The organism is Paenibacillus sp. RC73 (assembly GCF_044908085.1).
Lineage (GTDB): Bacteria > Bacillota > Bacilli > Paenibacillales > Paenibacillaceae > Paenibacillus > Paenibacillus terrae_A.
Genome location: NZ_JBIYCV010000001.1, coordinates 672,028 through 691,331, shown reverse-complemented (window position 1 = coordinate 691,331; position 19,304 = coordinate 672,028). Strand labels below are relative to the sequence as shown.

The window sequence follows — 19,304 nt, the reverse complement described above, 5'->3', positions numbered from 1 at the left end:
CAGTTCAATGGCTTTCCGGAAGTCTTTCTTTTGCCTCCAGCCAAATTTGCAGCACACCTTCCATTACAAGCATCGTTTTGACCTGGATCGTATACTCCTTGTCACGAACGGTGTATTTTTTTTGGTGAAGCAACATGCGTACCAGCTTGCTGTCGGAATCAATCTCGAACATGTCCCGGCCACGCAGTACCTCCAAATCCCGGCTGACGCGGCGAAGAAGCTCCTTTAGATTAATAGAGCCAATCTTTTCGGCAGAAGTTTCTTCAGCAATCAATTTGATTTCCTTGACAACAGTCTGACGCTTGCTGTATTTCCGCAGGGTTCTATTGTCCTCCTGCGCTTGCTGGAGCTGGAATTGGAGGTCTTGATTGTTCGTCCACAGCTCATTGAAGCTGGCGTGCCAGATGGCATTGTAGACTATTGCTCCGGTAATCATGCCCAGCACGAAGACGGAGGATAAATGCATAAACGGGCGCAGGCGCTCAAAGGGAGGCACTCTCATAGTCGTTTCACCTCACGGCCGTCCGTTGCCGCACACCCACTTGACCAGCTCTGCCCCCATATGAGCGCCTAAAAAGGCGAAAATCAAATACAATATCTGCTTAATGGCAGGCGACAAATTACCATCCAGCATATTGCTCTCAATGACGCGGATCGGGTCCATTGTTCCCCCCACAGCAGCGGCAAGCGCCCATATTTTAATTCTTCCGGCAACCTCCAGCATCGTCTGGGTAGGCGGCTGAAGCGATACCACAGCTCCCATTCCTCCGAGCATGGCTCCCCCGAGCACGATGCCGAAGGCAATGAAGAAGTCGAGAATCGCTTTGGATATAAAAGTGCTCATGCTCTTTTCCTCCTATAAGGTATACGAATCAGGACCGCGCTTGTCCGCCCGGGTCTGTACTTTTATTGTATGGGCGCTACCAACGCGGATATGATAAAATAGTTTGAAGAAAAACAAGCGGTGAAAGGAAGAGAAGCGCATGAGTTCATTTGTGCATTTGCATGTTCACAGCGAGTACAGCCTGCTGGACGGCGCGGCTCGTACCGCGGAGTTGGTCAAACAGGCATCAGCTTACGGAATGAAGGCACTGGCCCTTACGGATCACGGGGTGATGTATGGTGCCATTCCCTTTTACAGAGCGTGTGTAGAGAACGGCATTAAGCCGATTATCGGGTGTGAGGCCTATATGACGGCTGGCTCGCGCAAGGAGCGTGGCAGCCGGAAGGATCAGCCCATATATCATTTAATTTTGCTCGCCAAAAATAAAACAGGCTATCAAAATCTGATGAAGCTGTGCTCTATCGGCCATTTGGAGGGCTTTCACTACAAGCCACGTATCGACATGGAAGCGCTGGCTGCCCACCATGAAGGCATCATATGCTTAAGCGCATGTTTGGGCGGTGAAGTGCCGCAGCATTTGCTGCATGGCCGGGAAGCCGAAGCACGACGGGCAGCGGAACGCTACCGCAACATTTTTGGCGATGATTTTTATCTGGAGCTTCAGGATCACGGTCTGTCAGAGCAAAAGCGCGTAAATCCTCTTCTGATCGCGTTGGCGAAGGAGCTGGATATTCCGCTGGTAGCTACGAATGACGTGCATTATCTGACCGAGCCGGATGCAGATGTACAAGACGTTCTGATCTGCATTGGAACAGGCAAGACGGTCGACGACGAGGAACGCTTGCGCATACCGACACGTCAGTTGTACCTGAAAAGCCAGGAGGACATGGCTCGCTTGTTCCCGCATGTGGCGGAAGCGATCGATAATACGGTACGTATTGCTGAAAAGTGTGAACTGGAGCTGGAATTTGGGCAATCTATTTTGCCAGAATATCGTCCGCTGCCGGAAGGCATGACTCCTTCGTCCTATCTGCGCAGTTTGTGTGTGCAAGGGCTGGAGCGTCGTTATGGGAGTGATCTGGCGTGGGAACAACCGGAGCAACGGGAAAGGCTGGAGCAGCGGCTCAGTTATGAGCTGAACACGATTGACAGCATGGGATTCAGCGATTATTTTCTGATCGTGTGGGATTTTATCGCTTTTGCTCATAAGCATAATATTGCTACCGGCCCTGGACGGGGTTCCTCGGCAGGCAGTCTGGTCGCTTATGTACTTAATATCACGAATCTGGATCCCATGAAATATAACCTGCTGTTTGAACGGTTTCTGAATCCTGAACGGATTAGCATGCCGGATATAGATATTGATTTCAGCGATGAACGACGGGATGAGGTTATCGACTATGTGGTGCAGAAGTACGGTAACGAGCATGTAGCGCAAATTATTACCTTCGGAACGCTGGCGGCAAGAGCCGCAGTGCGTGACGTTGGGCGTGCGTTGAATGTACCGTATGGCGAAGTGGACAAGGCGGCCAAGCTGATTCCGGCGCAGCTCGGGATTAATATCCGTCATGCGCTTGAGATCACCCCTGAGCTGAAGACACTGTATGAAACCAAGCCCAAGACGCGTGAGCTGCTGGATATGGCGATTAAAGTAGAGGGCATGCCACGTCATGCTTCGACCCATGCGGCGGGTGTCGTCATTTCGCGGACTCCGCTGACTGATGCAGTTCCGCTTCAAGAGGGGAGTGAAGGGGTTCCCCTGACGCAATACTCGATGGAAAATCTGGAGCGGATCGGTTTGCTGAAAATGGATTTTCTTGGGCTGCGCACCCTTTCTATTATTGAACGCTGCATGCGTTGGATTACCGAAGAACATGGAGAAACGCCTGATTTTAGCCGCATTCCTGACAATGACCCACATACCTATGACATGCTGGGTAAAGGCGACACAGGCGGTGTGTTCCAGCTGGAGTCGGCGGGGGTACGCCGGGTGCTCAAGGATCTAAAGCCAAGTGTGTTCGAGGATATTATTTCTGTATTGGCCTTGTATCGTCCGGGTCCAATGGGCTTCATTCCTAACTTTATTCAGGCCAAGCACGGGGAGATTGAGGTAAATTATCCGCATCCTGATCTGGAGCCCATCCTGAAGGATACGTATGGCATTATCGTATATCAGGAACAAATCATGCAGATTGCTTCGCGCATGGCTGGCTTTTCCCTGGGAGAAGCCGATCTGCTGCGTCGCGCCGTATCCAAGAAAAAACGCGAAGTGCTGGACCTTGAGCGTGGCCATTTTGTGGAGGGCAGTGTCAAGCAGGGTTACACGGAAGAGGAAGCCGGTAGTGTCTACGATATGATTGTCCGTTTTGCGGACTATGGATTTCCGCGTGCACATGCGGCTGCCTATGGTGTGCTGGCGTTCCAGACGGCGTATCTTAAAGCCCATTATCCGGTGCAGTTTATGGCCTCTATGCTGACAGCGGTGATGGGTAGCCACCGGAAAGTGGCGGAATATGTCGTCGAATGCCGTCGTATGGATATGGCGGTTCTGCCACCCGATGTAAATGAAAGCGGGGTGCTGTTTACCCCGTTGCAGCAGGGGAATATCCGCTTCGGACTGGCCGCGATTAAAAATGTCGGCACGCAGGCGATGGAAAGTATTCTCGCCGTTCGCAAGGAGCGTCCTTTTGACAGCCTGCTCGATTTTTGTCGTCGCGTGGATTTGCGTGTGTGCAATAAGCGGGTGATTGAATCGCTCATCCAGGCAGGGGCGTTTGACTCGTTGCCAGGTCATCGTGCGCAGTTGATTGCCATGCTGGATGAAACGGTGGATGCGGCGGTCAAATGGCGCAAGGAACGTGACGATTTGCAAATAGATATGTTCGGTTTTGTGGAGATGCCCAATTGGGATATCGAATATCCCGATGTACCGAAATTCAGTGCGGGTCAGCAGCTAGAGCTGGAACGTGAGCTGTTGGGACTGTATCTGTCCGGGCATCCGCTGGATGATTTTGAGCCGTTGCTGGAAAGCAGCGATGCAGAGCGTCTGATGGAATTGGGCGATGTGGCGGATGAAGCGGTTGTCGTGACCGCAGGTATGGTTGTGTCGCTCAAGACGATTACGACCAAACAGGGGAAGGCAATGGCCTTTATTGAGCTGGAGGATCAGATTGAGCGCTGCGAGGTCGTGTTGTTTCCCGAAGTGTGGAAGCGAAGCCACCAGTGGATTGAAAAGGGAGCGCTGCTTGCGTTCCGTGCCAAAATGCAGCACCAGGATGAGCATTTCAAGCTCCTTGCGGACGAGGCCGTCCCGCTGGCGGAGGATTCACTGGCGCGGCTTCTCCAGCGCCGACGTGCTGGAGCGCGTTCGTCCGCCGCGGCCGGAAAGCCCACGTCAGCGGCTGGCTCTGCCGCTGGTGGCCCCGGTGGGGGAGCGCCACGCGTGCCGTCGAGGCCGTCGGCAGCCGAGTCGTCTGCGCAGACGACTACGGCGCCAGCGGTCCCGCCCGTTTCGGCGGCCCGCCCGGCCACAGACACTTCGCCGCACGTCACGGAAGCGGCTCCCGGCGAACAAGCCCCGGCTCCGCGTGGTTCGGAGCCGACAGCCCGTCAGCGGGTGTTTGTCAAAATCACTCGCCAGGCCGAGGAGGACGCCAGCTTGCTGGTCAGCCTCAAGGCGCTGCTACAGGAGCATCCCGGTGCGTTGCCTACCGTACTCTTTTATGAGAGCAGCCAGCGTTTGCTGGCGCTGAGTGATGCTTACAGCATCAAGCCATCGCCTCAGCTTTTCGACCGGATGGAGTCAATGCTGGGTGCGGGCACGGTGAAAGTTAAATAATGAACATTTTCCTCCCCTCCCGCATACACTTGGAACACTGGCGGAACAGGAACATCAGCACTTATCCAACATCATAAGGTTCCGCAAGCTGGAAGACAGAACTGTATGGTGGAGGCGGGAGGGAAATCATGTCCTATGAATACGCAGAAACCCTGTTAATTCGCAGAGGGATTAGTATCGAGTCCATAGCGGACATTGTTTTTCAGCTTCAGCTAAAATATTACCCTCATTTGACCATTGAAGAATGTGTGGACAGCGTAAAGGCAGTTTTGCAGAAGCGGGAAGTGCAGTATACGCTGTTCACGGGTATTGCGCTTGATGAGCTGGCCGAAAAAAAACTTCTTCCCCAGCCGCTGCAAGCCATTATGGAGGCAGATGAACCCCTGTACGGAGTGGACGAGACACTGGCCCTCGGGATTACGAGCGTGTATGGTATGATTGGCTTGACCAGTTTTGGTTATCTGGATAAAGAAAAGACGGGAATCATTGAACAGCTAAACCGTAAAGGCAGCGGTATTCATGTATTTCTGGACGATCTGGTCGCCGGACTGGCAGCTGCCGCTTCTTCGCGCATTGCTCATCGCAGCCCCCATGCCAAGCAATACCCCGTGTCATTGGACACTTGATTCACCTGCACGAACAGAGTCAATGATTTTCTGGGCCCTCTGACCGATCTTAACCGAGCAGGAGGGCTTTTGTTGCGGGAAAAAAGTAAGGTATGTTATCATGAGTCTATTATATGGGCTCAAAACTTGAGGCTTAGGGGGTAGAAACAAGGCATGTGGACGGTGATCTATATTGCACCGACGGCCAGACTGGCTGACATGATTAAGCTCAAACTGTCGGAAGAAGGTTTTATGGTGCAGGCCCGGGCCATCAGCGCATCCAAGCAGCAGTTTGAGATACTTGTGCCTTCGGGTGAAGTCGAAGAAATACAGGAAGTGCTTAATTCGATTTTGCGCCCTTGAGTCCGGAACGGCGGAAGTGATACAGCAGCATGAATGGAACGAAGGATGCACGATCGGCGGTAATGTTTTGCAAAACAGGCGTTGACGTGTGTATAAACATAATGCTAAGAGATGCCGCATAGACGGCAGAGGACCTTGTATCGGTTACGGCTGACAAATAAACGGCTGGAGAGGTGTAGTTGTGTTTAAAGATTTATTCCAAAAGAAGCGTAAATACGCGACCATCCCTTCGGAACGGGCGCTGAGCGGCGATCAAGCGGACATGCCGGATCGTCCCAAACGGGAAATCCCCGAAGGTCTTATGACCAAATGTGGCAAATGCGGAAGCATTCAATACAGTAAAGAGTTAGAAAAAAATCTGAAAGTGTGCCCGGTGTGCGGGTACCATATGCGTCTTAATGCTATGGATCGTATTCGCATGGTGCTCGATGAAAATACATTTACAGAATATGATGCCGATATGATTTCGGTTGATCCGCTGGGTTTTCCAGGTTATGCAAGCAAGCTGGAACAGCAGACGCTGAAATCCGGTTTGCGAGAGGCTGTCATTACGGGCGATGGGCTCATTCATGGGCTTCCGGCTGTTGTTGCAGTGATGAGTTTTGACTTTTTCACTGGCAGCATGGGATCGGTCGTCGGGGAGAAAATTACTCGTGCCATTGAGCAGGCGATAGACAAGCGTCTTCCGCTTATTATTTTCTCCACATCTGGTGGGGCGCGTATGCAGGAAAGTATTTTGAGCCTGATGCAGATGGCCAAAACAAGTGCGGCTCTCGCTCGTATGGACGAGCAGGGATTGCTCTATATTTCCGTTATCACCGATCCGACTACAGGTGGAGTATCCGCCAGCTTTGCAACGCTTGGAGATATTAACATCGCGGAGCCGGGGGCAGTATTCGGTTTTGCCGGACGTATCGTGATCGAACAGACGATCAGACAGAAGCTACCGGACGATTTTCAAACCTCCGAATTTAATTTGCAGCACGGACAATTGGATATGGTTGTACATCGCAAGGAACTGCGCGATACACTTGGCCAACTGCTCGATTTGCACAGCGCGAAAGAGGTGGAATAGATGGCTGGCGAATTGCCTTATGAAAAGCCCCTGGTCGAGATGCGACAGAAGATCGAAGAACTCAAGCAATTCGGGCAGGATAAGCAAATTGATTTTACCGATGAAATTAACCGTCTGGAGGAACGTTATCTCCAGATGGAGGAAGAAATATATACGAACATTACAGCACCGCAAAAAATGCACGTGGCTCGTCATCATCAGCGACCGACATCGCTTGATTTGATCGGGCAGGTGTTTACGGATTTCATTGAACTGCACGGCGACCGCCTGTATGGCGACGATCTGGCGGTCGTGGGTGGAATTGCCAAGCTGAATGGTATTCCGGTAACCGTTATTGGGCAGCAACGTGGCAAGGATACGAAGGATAACATTGCACGGTTTTTCGGGAGCGCGCACCCGGAGGGATTCCGTAAAGGCTTGCGTCTTATGCAGCAGGCTGACAAATTCAAACGCCCAATCATTACATTTATTGATACGAAGGGCGCTTATCCGGGTAATACAGCAGAGGAGAGAGGTCAATCGGAAGCGATTGCCCGCAATTTGCGGGAGATGGCAAAGCTTTCGGTGCCTGTTATTTGTGTGGTCATCGGCGAGGGTGGAAGCGGCGGCGCGCTTGCGTTTGCCGTCGGCAACCGTGTGCTGATGCTGGAGCATGCCATTTACTCGGCCATTTCTCCTAACGGAGCGGCCTCGATTCTGTGGAAGGATGCTTCCAAGGCGGATCAGGCTGCTGAGGCTATGAAGATTACGGCGAATGACCTCCTGCGCATGGAGGTCATCGAGGATATCGTGCTGGAGCCGAAGGGGGGCGCGCATCGTAACTATGAAGTAACCGCTGCCGCTATCAAGGAGTCGCTGGAACGCCATTTGGCCGACCTTTTGAATATGAACTGCGACGAATTGAGGGAAGATCGGTATCAAAAGTTCCGAAAAATAGGCCAATATACCTTTTTAAAAACTTCGGAACCAGGTCCTATGTTGTAATACGCTGGAAACGGGTAACAATAAATATGACGAACTTCCTATACAAATAGGAAAAAGTGTAGTAGATTTAATTGTTGGAAAAAGATATAAAGTAGCACCTTTGAAAACGGAGGAAAAACCCAAATGCGCAAAACTAAGATTGTATGTACCATCGGTCCTTCCAGTGAGTCATTGGAAAATGTGAAGAAACTGATTTTGGCTGGTATGAACGTAGCCCGCCTGAATTTCTCTCACGGTGATTTCGAGGAGCATGGCAACCGGATCAAAAATATCCGCCAAGCTTGTAAGGAGCTTAACAAAAACGTTGCTATTTTGCTCGATACGAAGGGGCCGGAAATCCGGACAGGAAAGCTCGAAGTTGAACCTATTGAGCTTGTTCAGGACGAGTATATTACGCTGACAACGGAAGAAATTCTCGGTACGAAAGATCGTATTTCCGTTACGTACCAGGATCTTCCCTCGGACGTGGAGCCCGGCTCCACCATTCTGATCGACGATGGTCTGATCGGACTCACCGTTATTGAAGTATCAGGCAGTGAAATCAAATGCCGCATTGTCAATGGCGGAACGATCAAGAGCAAGAAAGGCGTCAATGTTCCCGGCGTGAACATTTCCTTGCCAGGTATTACAGAAAAGGATGCTAACGACATCACTTTCGGTATTGAGCAGGACGTTGATTTCATCGCAGCTTCTTTTGTTCGTAAAGCGAGTGATGTACTGGAAATTCGTGAATTGCTGGCGAAGCATAATGCAAGTCACATTCAAATTATTTCCAAAATCGAAAATCAGCAAGGCGTCGACAATTTGGACGAAATTTTGGAAGCTTCGGATGGCCTGATGGTTGCCCGTGGTGACCTCGGTGTTGAAATTCCTGCTGAAGAAGTGCCATTGGCGCAAAAATTGATGATTACCAAGTGTAATGTAGCGGGTAAGCCTGTTATTACCGCAACACAAATGCTGGATTCCATGCAACGTAACCCGCGTCCGACTCGTGCGGAAGCGAGTGACGTAGCGAATGCCATTTTTGACGGAACAGATGCCATTATGCTGTCCGGCGAAACAGCTGCGGGTAAATATCCGGTAGAATCTGTATTGACGATGTCCCGTATTGCAGAGAAAGCAGAATCCGCTCTGAACTACCGTGATTTGTTCAAAAAACAAAGAACGGCTCAGGAAGTTAGTATTACGGAAGCGATCAGCCAATCCGTTTCTATTTCTGCGCTTGACCTGCATGCCAAAGCCATCCTGACGTCCACACAAAGCGGAACAACGGCGCGTATGATTTCCAAATATCGTCCACAAGCTCCAATTATTGCTGTGACAACGCAGGAAAGAACAGTTCGCCGCCTGGCTCTGATCTGGGGAGTACATGCGGTACAAGGCAAACCTGTCGTGGACACGACGGACAAACTGATCGAAAACGCACTGGAAGGCGGTCGCAAATCCGGTCTCGTTAAAGAGGGCGATTTGGTTGTTATTACCGCAGGTATACCGCTCGGTGCTTCTGGTTCTACGAACCTGATTAAAATTAGCTGTGTTCCTGCACAAGCGTAACTTTAACTTTAGCTTATGCGGAATAACAGACAGGCTGTATCTTTTAGGTATGGCAGGGAGAGCATTCAAGTCATTTATGACTTGGATGCTCTTTTTTATGCTCTCCAGTTTCTAGCCCTCCAAACCTTCTTTCCGTGTAAAATCCAGAAATGCCTGCTGGATCATGCTGAGATTAGTATCGCGTTGATACAGTATATTTATGTGATAACGCTCATTCTTCTCCTCGGCATCGGACCAAGGAAGCCACTCTACCAACGGAACGTCATTACCATCGTTGCGAAGAACACCACAGGCAGGGAAGAAGGCAAGTGCTTCCCCGACGCTTACCACTTGCTTTACCGCTTCCCATGAGTTCATTTCCAGATGGGGCTTGATCAGCGAGGAATACGGATCTACAACAGATGTCCCGCTATATCTCACCCATGTGTGCTTGTCCAGCATTTCAGTCCCCAAAATGTCCGTTGGCTTGGAAGAATGCTGCACAGACACAGACCTGATAACTCCAATCCGATCCGAAGCGACAGGCTCTACCACCGTAAGCTCGGGAGGATGTCCTCTGTCATCCAGAAAAGCAAAATCAATCTCTCCCTGTTTTAGCAGCTGTCTGATTTTATCCGGGGATTGAATGTCTAGCTGAATTTGGCATTCGGGATATTGTTGAGCAAATGTAGCAATCATAGAGGGGAGTACATACGTGCCCGAGATGGACTCGGCGCCGAGAAGTAATTGTCCCTGCGACTGCTCTGCCAGTTCATTCACTGTTTGTCTTGCTTCTTGCTCCAGAGCAACCATCTGCTTTGCGTAAGGCAGCAGTTTTTTGCCAGCTTCGGTCAGCATAATCCTTCCTTGTTGGGAGATGAACAGGGAGACTCCCAGTTCCTTTTCCAGACTTTTCATATGAAAGCTGACGGTAGGCTGTTTAATTTGCAATGCCTCGGCCACATCCGTCGCCTTGTGGAATTTGTCGATCATCATTAAAATACGCAATTTTAAAATATTCATGGACTTGAACAGCTCTCCTTACATGGCATTCATGTATAAAAAATAGACTATAGATTAATTATATACTGAAAAACATTTTATCTATCAATATTTTATATTTCTTTTACAAAACCAAGTCGTTCGTCTAACATTCCAAGCCTACAATGTAAAAGTGTTGATGGTCATAAATAAAAAACCGTCACTTAAATAAGGGGAGGACAATAAAAAATGTTGAAAAAATGGCCGTTCATTCTGATGACTCTTACCATGGTATTTGCACTTGCAGCTTGTGGATCAGCTAACAATGCTGCACCACAAGGAGACGCTGCTACAGGAACAGACAATAAAGCAGCTACTGAACTGACAGGTAACATTCTGGCTGTTGGCTCCACTGCACTTCAACCATTGGTAGAGCAAGCGGGACAAAAATTTATGGCTGTAGATAAATATAAAGGAATTGCGGTTCAAGTGCAGGGTGGCGGTAGCGGTACTGGCTTGACTCAAGTTTCCGGCGGACAAGCGGATATCGGTAACTCCGATGTGTTTGCAAAAGAAAAATTGGAGAGCGGCGCAGATGAACTGGTCGATCACCAAGTAGCTGTTGTAGCTATGTCAGCAGTAGCGAATCCTAAAGTAGGCGTAGCAGATTTGAAGAAAGATCAATTGGTACAAATTTTCACAGGTAAAATTACCAACTGGAAACAAGTTGGTGGCGCAGATCAAAAAATCGTTATCGTAAACCGTCCAAGCAGCTCCGGTACTCGTGCAACATTTGAAAAATACGCTTTGGGACAAAAAACGGAAGATCTGCCAGGCTCCATTCAGGAAGATTCCTCCGGTACTGTGAAAAAGCTGATTGCTGAAACACCGGGTGCTATTGGTTACCTAGCCCTGTCCTACATCGACAACACAGTAACAGCATTGAAATACGATGGTGTTGAAGCTAACGTGGAAAATGTAGAGCAAGGTAAATATCCGGTATGGGCTTACGAGCATATGTACACCAAAGGTGAGCCAAAAGAGCATGTAAAAGCATTCTTGGATTACATTCTGTCTGATGAAATCCAAAAATCCGATGTCGTAGACCTGGGATACATCCCGGTATCAGGCATGCAAGTTAAACGCGATGCTGACGGTAATATTACGAAATAAGGAGAGCTACACCTCCTGTTCGGGCAAACGCAGCTAACGCGAGTATATTCACGGAGAAGAGGCGGACTAGCGTCCAGCCTCTATTCTTCGGTTAAAGGAGTCACAGTATGGAACCAATTGAAGGGAAGGCATACATGGAACAGAATAAACGATCCCGAGGTATGAAAGAAAGGCATTACTGGGAAGAATGGACCGGCCGCATTTATACGTCGGTTTGTGTCGTTTTTTTGGTTGCAGTCATTGTCTCCATTGTATATTTTGTCGCCTCCAAAGGTGTAGCTACATTTGTGGTGAATGGAGTCAGTCTGCAAGAGTTTTTCTTCGGAACCAAATGGAGCCCGGATGGTGAGCCCAAGTCCTTCGGCGCACTTCCGTTTATTACAGGCTCTTTTGCTGTAACCGTTCTGGCGGCCTTGATCGCCAGCCCGCTCAGCTTGTGTGCTGCTTTATTTATGACCGAAATCGTACCGAAATCCGGTAAACGTATCCTTCAACCTGCGATTGAATTGTTATCTGGTATTCCGTCCGTAGTATACGGCTTTGTCGGCTTGACCGTAATTGTTCCGTTGCTGCGGGACGTGTTCGGGGGACAAGGCATCGGGATTCTCGCAGGCTGTCTCGTGTTGTCAGTGATGATTTTGCCGACGATTACGAGTATTATGGCGGATGCATTGTCATCCTTGCCAGGTGGCCTGCGCGAGTCCTCTTACGCCCTGGGCGCTACCCGCTGGCAGACAATTGCACGTGTTATTATTCCGACACTGCTGCCTGCTCTGTTAACAGGAATTATTCTTGGTATGGCTCGTGCCTTCGGGGAAGCGCTGGCTGTACAGATGGTTATCGGGAATGCTCCGCATATACCGAAATCCTTGCTGGAATCCGCTTCGACCTTGACCAGTGTTATTACACTTAGCATGGGCAATACAGCTATGGGCTCGGTTCATAACAATGCTCTCTGGAGCATGGCGCTTGTTCTCCTGCTCATGACATTCATCTTCGTGTTGCTGGTAAGGCTGCTTGAAAGGAGAAACCGGATTTGATGAAAGCTAAAACGACCGACAAAATCGCTACATTTGTAATCTGTTTCTTCGCATTGTTCATTGTCGCACTTCTGGTGGGACTGCTGGGATTCATTTTGGCACGCGGAGTCAGTCACATTTCCTTTGACTTTTTGACCAGTGCTCCTCAGACGTTACGCGCAGGTGGAGGCATCGGCCCGCAATTGTTCAACTCTGTATTTTTACTTATTTTAACCTTGATTATCACCATTCCGATTGGTTGGGGTGCGGGTATATACATGGCGCAATATGCGAAGCCGGGGAAAATTACGGACTTCATACGACTTGTCGTCGAAGTATTGTCTTCGTTTCCGTCCATCGTCATCGGTTTGTTCGGACTTTTACTTATCGTAAATACATTTAATTTTGGTTTTTCCCTGTTATCAGGAGCCCTGGCCTTGGCAGTATTCAACCTGCCGCTGATGGTTCGGACGACAGAACAGGCTTTCCGGGCTGTGCCCAAGGAGCAAAAGGAAGCCGGGCTTGCGCTCGGGTTGTCCAAGTGGAAAATCATTACCTCCATTTTGCTGCCAGCTGCGCTGCCAAGCTTGATTACGGGGACGATTTTGGCCGCAGGCCGCATTTTCGGGGAAGCAGCAGCGTTGCTGTTTACAGCCGGGATGAGTACGCCGCCGCTTGATTTCACTGATTGGAATCCATTGCATGCCAGATCGCCCATTAATCCGATGCGTCCTGCCGAGACACTGGCTGTGCATATCTGGAAGGTTAACAGTGAAGGCATCGCTCCTGATTCCAGGGATATTGCCGCAGGTGCTTCCGCGGTATTGGTGCTGCTCGTACTTGCCTTCAACCTGATCGCAAGATGGTTCGGAAGAGTCGTCTACCGCCGCCTGACAGCTGCCAAACGGATGGATTAGAAAGGGGATGGGAAACATGGAACAAGTCATTACGCGAACGGCAACACCTGCAACACCCATACAATCTACGCGCTCGGAACAACTTGCGGGGCAAGCTCCACAACCATTCAGTACCGAGGATTTAAGCATCTATTACGGCAGCTTTGAGGCTGTAAAAAAAGTAAATCTGGCCTTTCCCGAGCAGACAGTGACCGCCCTGATCGGGCCTTCCGGCTGTGGTAAATCGACCTTTTTGCGCTCCCTCAACCGGATGAATGACGAGATTGCGTCTTCTTCTACGACAGGGCACATCTGGATGGATGGGCAGGATTTGACCGCGCCGGGCACAGACGTGATCAAGCTGCGTCAGCAGATTGGAATGGTGTGGCAGCGGCCTAATCCGTTTTACAAATCCATTTACAATAACATCGCCTTCGGTCCCAAATACCGGGGTGTTCGTAAAAAGAAACAGCTTGATGAAATCGTCGAAAGCAGTCTGCGTAAAGCGGCGTTATGGGATGAGGTCAAGGACCGCCTTCATGATTCCGCCCTGGCATTGTCTGGTGGACAGCAGCAGCGTCTTTGTATTGCGCGTGCACTATCCGTTCAACCGAAAATTTTGTTGCTTGACGAGCCGGCTTCTGCGCTGGACCCTGTTTCTACAGGTAAGGTCGAAGAGCTGATTACCGAGTTGAAAAAAGATCTGCGAATCGTCATCGTAACGCACAATATGCAGCAGGCCGCACGGATTTCCGATTACACTGCTTATTTTTATATCGGGAGTCTGGTTGAACATGGCAAAACGAATGATATTTTCACTAATCCTGAAAATGAGCTGACCCAGGAGTACATTATGGGCCGGTTTGGGTAAGCGACGCTGTTTGTCGACTTACTATATATGAGATAGGATAAACCCTCTTACTAATCCAGTATTAGTAAGAGGGTTTTTTATTAGTTTAGTAAACTCTTTCATTTGTATATAATAAAATATATTGATTATTTGGGTATATTTTCATATAATACATGTGTTTAATAGTTTTGAGGTACCCATAATCATATTAAAGGAGAGGTTTGGAATGAGGTTTAATGTTAAAGATTCTGTCAAGTGGATCGCCCTTTCAGGAATGGCGATTACAGTAACAACTGGGCTTATTAACCCTTCGTGGGCGGCAGCGGAGCAGGATTCAGCTGATGCGGAGGTGAATGTTACCCAAGCAGTGTATGGTGATACGGCCATTTACAAAAATGCTGTTGTTCCATTGGCTAGCGTGAGTGCGGACAGTTTGCTGGATAAGTACCGTGATTTTAGTAAATTTTCTACTGGCGATGTATCTAAGGATACCAAACTGGCCTTGAATATCGTATCGTGGCAATTGCCGCATGGCGGATTCTTCAAAGCTATGGAAAAGAATTATAAATCCAAGTGGGACGGTAAAGCTGCACGCTCCACCTGGAAGAGCAAGGATGGCGTAGAGCTGGGAACATTTGATAATGAGGCTACGACAACTGAAATTCGCTTTTTGGCGGATGTATACAAAAAAACAAAAAATAAAGACATTAAGGACAGTGTACAAAAAGCAGTTGACTTCGTTCTAACCTCTCAATATTCCTCCGGTGGCTGGCCGCAAGTATACCCTAAACGTGGTAATTATTCTGATGCCGTAACTTACAACGATGATGCAATGGTTAGAGTTATGGTGTTGGCGGATGATATTGCGAACAAGAAGCAGCCGTTTGATAGCGATATTCTGGACAATACATATCGCTCCAGACTTCAGCAAGCGCTAAACAAAGGAATCCAGTACACAATTAAGTCTCAAATTGTAAATAATGGTACACCTACGATCTGGGGTGCACAGCATGATCCGGTTACTTATGCATCTGTTGAAGCCCGGGCATTTGAGCTTGCTTCCAAAACAACTACGGAATCGGTAGGCATCACGGCTTTCTTGATGTCCCAACCGCAAACGGCTGAGGTGAAAAAAACTGCTCAGAGCGCCTTGAAATGGTTTGACACTAATCGGATCGACGGTATCAAATACAATCGTCAAGGTCCGGAGTTTTTCCAAAAGGACGCATCGAGCGTAATGTGGTATCGTTTCTACAATGTGGAAGACAATAAGTACTTCTTTTCAGACCGGGATGGCAAAAAGTATACTGACATCATGAAAATCAGTGAGGAGAGACGACTCGGTTATGCTTGGGCAGGAAGTCAAGCGAAAAGTCTGTTGAATGCGGCCTCGGAAAGCGGATATTACAAATTGTCCAAGCCGTTGCCAAAATGATAAAGCCATCATTATAAAATGCTTGGGAGGGCGGAACCATCACGGTTCGGCCCTCTTTTTGTTCCGGGGCGGTAAATATGGTTTAATGGAGAGAGGGCAAATATAGAGATAAAGATGCACACAGATAGGAGAGCTTGTATGACACAAGAGGAGAAACAAACGGAATTACACTGGTATGGAGCACCGCTGCGTGTCCGTTATCAGGAAAGCGACCAAATGGGGGTCGTATATCATGCCAATTATCTGAACTGGTTTGAGATCGGGCGTACGGAAATGATCCGGCAGGCAGGCTTTAACTATCGGAGCATGGAGGAACGAGGTGTTCTGTTGCCCGTTATCGAAATCAATGCGAAATATGTGAGTCCTGCCCGATATGATGATTTGATTACCATCTATACCGCGATCACGGACTTCTCCAGACTGCGTCTGAATTACACTTATGAGGTCCGGCGTGTAACGGCTGAGGACCATAAAAGCCAGATTGGAAAGGTATGGACACAGGCAGACCCACTGCCTGGAGAGCTGCTCGTAACCGGGGTGACACGCCACGTATGGGTGAGTACCGAATGGAAGCCCGTCCGGCTGGATCAGGTGCTACCTGATCTGTACACCGCGCTACGGTCTGCTATGACAGGCGGGGAGGGAGAGAAAGCATGATGATGCGCAAACGTCTGTGGCTGTTGTTGCTGCTTATTCCTCTGGCAGAGCTGTACGGGTTTATATGGGTAAGTCACTGGATTGGAGCGGGTAAAACCATTCTGCTTATCATTCTGACGACCCTGATTGGAGCCGCTATGATGCAATTTGAAGGCCGCAAGGTCATTGCCGATGCGAAAAATGAAATGAATCGGGGACAAATGCCCGGCCGCAAAATGCTGGATGGATTATGTGTCTTTTTCGGCGGGAGCTTGCTGCTTATCCCTGGATTTTTAACGGATATTATCGGTTTTACGCTGGTTTTTCCTTTGACCCGTGCGTTGTACCGACGCTTTTTATTGAAATGGCTCGAGAAAAAAATGAAAAATGGCAGCATTACGTTTCGGCGGTTTTGACGTAAGCTGCCGTTTTTCCTACTCACATGATCTCAACGGACTCTTCCGGCAAGAATATAGTTGCGCAAGTCCTGAATGACATTGGCGCGATTGAGCGCGTCCACTACAATGAGGGACACAGGTCCGATAATCAGTCCCAACACACCAAACAGCTTGAGCCCGATGAACATCCCAATGAGGGTGGGAAGCGGGTTCAGACCCACGCTGCTGGCCAGCACCTTAGGTTCTACAATTTGCCGTCCAACCAACAGGATGATATAGAGGATCGACAATCCTACCCCTAATGCCAAATTACCCGACATATATGCATATAAAATCCACGGAATCATCACAATGCCAACCCCTAAATAAGGAAGCAAATCAACCAGCCCGATCATCAAACCGATGGTGAAGGCGGATTCTACACGCAAAATGAACAGTCCAATAATGACGGTCACCGCGGTAATGGAGATTATAATAAACTGTGCGCGCAAATAACCAAACAACGCCTTGCGCAGATCGTGCCATATCCCCGACATAGGCTTGCGAATCGTATCAGGAACCGTATTCGAGAGCATTTGGCTATGTTGGTCCCAGTCCTTACTGATAAAAAATGCCGCTAATACAATAACCATCAGCACCGCGCCCATGTTAGGCAGAGAGGTCAGCAAATTCAGAATACCATTAAAAAATTGGGCAACCAGTGTGGTGACAGCCGAGCTGACCGTCTGGGTCGTTTTATCAATATTGCTGTTAATTGTATGGTAGTAATCGGGGTTATTGCGGATAAATTGGTTAATTTCATTAATTACATTTTGGATCAGATCGCTCTGAGTCCAGTCGATAAACAGGCTTTTAAAATGTTCAATATGTCCGTCAAAGGTCATGGTGAGCCTGATGATCTCTCGAACCATCCGCGTTATGGCCGCAGAGAGTACAACGGCGATTCCGCCTAAATATACAAATAACGAGACCGTGACAGCCATCCAACGTGGCAAGCGGGCCTGGCTGCGCAGAAAGTGAACGAGCGGATTCATGGCATAGGCCACAAGCCAGGCGAACAGAAAGGGATAGACGAGAGGGAACAGCACGTATATGCCCAGCAATAGAGCTATAATTACGACTACAACCCACAGAGCGCGAAATATGCGATTCAGGATCAACCGGCTCAAGCTCTCACGGCTCCTTTCTTTTACAGTTGTATTCCATGAAATAAGTGCTTTACTATACATATGCGAGAAGGAGGTGAGACAAGACCTGTGTAAAAAAGTGCAAATGAATTAAAAAATTATGTAAGGGGTTTCAAAAATTTCTTTATAGAACCGATAAAACATTTGAATGTGTCGGAATAGCCCTGAATGTTCACATAAACGACAAAATCCAGTATAGTGAAAGAAGGTTTAAATATTGACATATGGCGTTAACATTACTTATTTATTTAAAAGGCAAAACTTACTTTTGAAAATGTTTACATTGCAAGTCCGTTCACAATGTTTTTACAAAGGAGAGATGTAACGATGACAGCGACTAAAGGTCTGGAAGGGATCGTAGCGACCACTTCCTCCATAAGCTCTATCGTAGATGGCGTTCTCACGTACCGGGGTTATAACATTGATGATTTGGCTGTTAACGCCGCTTTTGAAGAGGTAGCTTATTTGTTGTGGTTCGGAAAATTGCCTGATCAAGCCCAATTGCAGGAGCTTCGCGACCAACTAAGCGAATATGCTGCCATTCCGGATGAAATTATTACTCAATTAAAGCTGTACCCGAAAGATTTGAGCACGATGGCTGCCCTGAGATCAGCCGTATCGTCTCTTGCCTTGTATGACCCACAGGCGGATGATATGTCGAGAGAGGCCAATGTGATCAAAACCGTCAAGCTTCAGGCGCAATTGCCCACAATTGTGGCGGCCATAGCGCGTGTGCGCGAAGGGCTGGAGCCGATTGCGCCCAAGAAAGGTGTTTCTATCGCCGAAAACTTTCTGTATCAGCTTACTGGCAAAGACCCGGAAGAGACGGCTATCAAAGCGTTCAATCAGGCTCTTGTGCTGCATGCCGATCACGAATTGAATGCATCGACCTTTGCTGCACGCGTGACGGTAGCAACATTATCCGATATTTATTCCGGCATTACGTCGGCAATCGGAGCTTTGAAGGGACCACTGCATGGCGGAGCCAACGAAGCTGTTGCCAAAACCCTGGAGGAAATCGGCGGTTTGGATCAGGTGGATTTGTATATTCAGACCAAACTGGATAACCGCGAAAAAATTATGGGCTTTGGACATCGTGTCTATAAAAACGGTGATCCGCGTGCCAAGCATTTGCACAAAATGTCCCGCGAACTGGGCGAAATGAACGGCGATACGACGTTGTTTGATATTTCGGTTCGAATCGAGGAAATTGTGACAGGACAAAAGGGCTTGAAGCCGAATGTTGATTTTTACTCTGCCTCTGTTTATACCCAACTGGGTATCAAAAGAGACCTGTTCACACCGATCTTTGCCGTGAGTCGTGTATCCGGGTGGACTGCGCACATTTTGGAGCAGTACGAAAATAATCGTCTGATCCGTCCGCGCGCTGAATACACAGGTCCGATTGACCAAAAGTATGTGTCTCCGGAATTACGCTAATCACTTGTTGTACGAATATTGAGGCTGTATACCCTGAATTAAAAAAA

Annotated in this window: 18 protein-coding genes; 14 read left to right on the top strand and 4 right to left on the bottom strand. The window is 48.7% G+C overall.

Annotated elements, in window-relative coordinates:
• Nucleotides 1-4: 4 nt before the first annotated feature.
• Nucleotides 5-502 carry a sporulation membrane protein YtrI gene (locus ABH897_RS03230; RefSeq protein ID WP_404591173.1) on the bottom strand — a complete coding sequence of 166 codons (498 nt, stop codon included), beginning with the start codon at nucleotides 500-502 and terminating at the stop codon, nucleotides 5-7.
• 12 nt (nucleotides 503-514) lie between these two features.
• On the bottom strand, nucleotides 515-844 hold the full coding sequence (locus ABH897_RS03225) for a YtrH family sporulation protein (protein ID WP_013309582.1): 330 nt from the start codon (nucleotides 842-844) through the stop codon (nucleotides 515-517).
• A gap of 139 nt (nucleotides 845-983) precedes the next feature.
• Here ABH897_RS03225 and ABH897_RS03220 point away from each other — a divergent pair, with 139 nt between their 5' ends.
• The 6 genes from ABH897_RS03220 to pyk all read left to right on the top strand — a co-directional run bounded on the left by ABH897_RS03220 (nucleotide 984) and on the right by pyk (nucleotide 9,263).
• Nucleotides 984-4,682, top strand: a complete 3,699-nt coding sequence (locus ABH897_RS03220) for a DNA polymerase III subunit alpha (RefSeq protein WP_404591171.1) — start codon at nucleotides 984-986, stop codon at nucleotides 4,680-4,682.
• 128 nt (nucleotides 4,683-4,810) lie between these two features.
• Nucleotides 4,811-5,308 (top strand): phosphatidylglycerophosphatase A family protein, encoded by a 498-nt coding sequence (locus tag ABH897_RS03215; protein ID WP_044648782.1) that lies wholly within the window; start codon nucleotides 4,811-4,813, stop codon nucleotides 5,306-5,308.
• Between the two features lie 153 nt (nucleotides 5,309-5,461).
• Nucleotides 5,462-5,650, top strand: a complete 189-nt coding sequence (locus ABH897_RS03210; RefSeq protein WP_013309585.1) for a hypothetical protein — start codon at nucleotides 5,462-5,464, stop codon at nucleotides 5,648-5,650.
• Nucleotides 5,651-5,831: 181 nt separating this feature from the next.
• Nucleotides 5,832-6,725 carry an acetyl-CoA carboxylase, carboxyltransferase subunit beta gene (accD, locus tag ABH897_RS03205; protein WP_044648781.1) on the top strand — a complete coding sequence of 298 codons (894 nt, stop codon included), beginning with the start codon at nucleotides 5,832-5,834 and terminating at the stop codon, nucleotides 6,723-6,725.
• Nucleotides 6,726-7,709 carry an acetyl-CoA carboxylase carboxyltransferase subunit alpha gene (locus ABH897_RS03200; protein ID WP_404520694.1) on the top strand — a complete coding sequence of 328 codons (984 nt, stop codon included), beginning with the start codon at nucleotides 6,726-6,728 and terminating at the stop codon, nucleotides 7,707-7,709.
• Between the two features lie 123 nt (nucleotides 7,710-7,832).
• Nucleotides 7,833-9,263, top strand: a complete 1,431-nt coding sequence (gene pyk / locus ABH897_RS03195) for a pyruvate kinase (protein ID WP_044648779.1) — start codon at nucleotides 7,833-7,835, stop codon at nucleotides 9,261-9,263.
• A 111-nt stretch (nucleotides 9,264-9,374) separates the two neighbouring features.
• Here pyk and ABH897_RS03190 read toward each other — a convergent pair whose 3' ends face one another.
• The gene (locus ABH897_RS03190; RefSeq protein WP_283655356.1) at nucleotides 9,375-10,265 is read right to left on the bottom strand and encodes a LysR family transcriptional regulator; all 891 of its coding nucleotides are present in this window, start codon (nucleotides 10,263-10,265) and stop codon (nucleotides 9,375-9,377) included.
• A gap of 207 nt (nucleotides 10,266-10,472) precedes the next feature.
• Between ABH897_RS03190 and ABH897_RS03185 the strand changes: the two genes are divergently transcribed.
• The 7 genes from ABH897_RS03185 (at nucleotide 10,473) to ABH897_RS03155 (ending at nucleotide 16,648) form a co-directional block, all read left to right on the top strand.
• On the top strand, nucleotides 10,473-11,396 hold the full coding sequence (locus ABH897_RS03185) for a phosphate ABC transporter substrate-binding protein (RefSeq protein WP_137062438.1): 924 nt from the start codon (nucleotides 10,473-10,475) through the stop codon (nucleotides 11,394-11,396).
• A 107-nt stretch (nucleotides 11,397-11,503) separates the two neighbouring features.
• Nucleotides 11,504-12,436 carry a phosphate ABC transporter permease subunit PstC gene (pstC, locus tag ABH897_RS03180; RefSeq protein WP_404591169.1) on the top strand — a complete coding sequence of 311 codons (933 nt, stop codon included), beginning with the start codon at nucleotides 11,504-11,506 and terminating at the stop codon, nucleotides 12,434-12,436.
• Nucleotides 12,436-13,332: a phosphate ABC transporter permease PstA gene (pstA, locus tag ABH897_RS03175; RefSeq protein WP_283656233.1), complete on the top strand. Its 897-nt coding sequence runs from the start codon at nucleotides 12,436-12,438 to the stop codon at nucleotides 13,330-13,332. Before pstC ends, pstA begins: the two co-directional genes overlap by 1 nt.
• Nucleotides 13,333-13,348: 16 nt before the next feature.
• Entirely contained in the window at nucleotides 13,349-14,182 is an 834-nt protein-coding gene (gene pstB, locus ABH897_RS03170; RefSeq protein WP_283655357.1) for a phosphate ABC transporter ATP-binding protein PstB, read from the top strand.
• A gap of 205 nt (nucleotides 14,183-14,387) precedes the next feature.
• On the top strand, nucleotides 14,388-15,596 hold the full coding sequence (gene pelA, locus ABH897_RS03165) for a pectate lyase (RefSeq protein WP_404581370.1): 1,209 nt from the start codon (nucleotides 14,388-14,390) through the stop codon (nucleotides 15,594-15,596).
• Between the two features lie 138 nt (nucleotides 15,597-15,734).
• The gene (locus tag ABH897_RS03160) at nucleotides 15,735-16,253 is read left to right on the top strand and encodes an acyl-CoA thioesterase (protein WP_283655359.1); all 519 of its coding nucleotides are present in this window, start codon (nucleotides 15,735-15,737) and stop codon (nucleotides 16,251-16,253) included.
• Nucleotides 16,250-16,648 carry an FxsA family protein gene (locus tag ABH897_RS03155; protein WP_013309596.1) on the top strand — a complete coding sequence of 133 codons (399 nt, stop codon included), beginning with the start codon at nucleotides 16,250-16,252 and terminating at the stop codon, nucleotides 16,646-16,648. The genes ABH897_RS03160 and ABH897_RS03155 overlap by 4 nt, the downstream gene beginning before the upstream one ends.
• Nucleotides 16,649-16,680: 32 nt before the next feature.
• On the opposite strand, the gene ytvI is transcribed toward ABH897_RS03155, so the two are convergent.
• Nucleotides 16,681-17,799 carry a sporulation integral membrane protein YtvI gene (gene ytvI / locus ABH897_RS03150; protein WP_404581371.1) on the bottom strand — a complete coding sequence of 373 codons (1,119 nt, stop codon included), beginning with the start codon at nucleotides 17,797-17,799 and terminating at the stop codon, nucleotides 16,681-16,683.
• A gap of 345 nt (nucleotides 17,800-18,144) precedes the next feature.
• Between ytvI and citZ the strand changes: the two genes are divergently transcribed.
• A complete protein-coding gene (gene citZ, locus ABH897_RS03145; RefSeq protein WP_404581372.1) occupies nucleotides 18,145-19,257 on the top strand; it encodes a citrate synthase in 1,113 nt (370 codons plus the stop codon).
• Nucleotides 19,258-19,304 lie beyond the last annotated feature (47 nt).